Origin of the sequence: Leptolyngbya sp. CCY15150, from assembly GCF_016888135.1 — a bacterium.
In the GTDB taxonomy this organism is placed as follows: Bacteria; Cyanobacteriota; Cyanobacteriia; order RECH01; family RECH01; genus RECH01.
Genome location: NZ_JACSWB010000178.1, coordinates 1 through 551 on the forward strand (window position 1 = coordinate 1; position 551 = coordinate 551).

The 551-nt window shown below is 49.0% G+C and carries 1 pseudogene; it reads left to right on the plus strand.

The features are described from left to right. Positions 1–267: 267 nt before the first annotated feature. Positions 268–551, plus strand: a pseudogene (locus JUJ53_RS13795) (transposase); the annotation flags it as partial.

Consider the following 551-nt stretch of genomic DNA (forward strand, 5'->3'; position numbering starts at 1 on the left):
CCATGAGAACCATAATCGCTGGGCCATGATAGAGCGACAGCCTTCTGGACAGGTAGAAATCAGCAGACTGAAAACTGGTATAGAGTTGGTATGAGTCTGAAAGCCCTTGCCTAAAAGCCTTGTGTAGCAGAGCCAAGACTAGTTAGGACATACTAGAAAAGTCATTACTGAACCTCTCTGATGCCCGCTCCCTATAGTCTTGATTGACGCCAAAAAGCCGTCGCCGCGGTCGAATGTGGTGAACGAAATCCCATATCTGTAAAACCTTTACTAGCGGTCTATCGTTGCCGTTGGGGCATTGAACAGCTCTTCAAAGATTGCAAGACCGGGGGGTATCACCTAGAGGATGCCAAGGTTAATGACACTCGATTTTTGGCGTTAGTGTTGCTGATTGCCTTGGCCTACAGTTGGGCAACGATGCACGGGCAGCAGATGAAACACCTCAGGGTGGATCAGTATGTAGGACGTATCCAAGAGCACCACGATAAGACGCCTCGCCAGAGTGATTTTAGTCTGGGGCTCTATGGTCAACGATGGATCTATGCGATGGA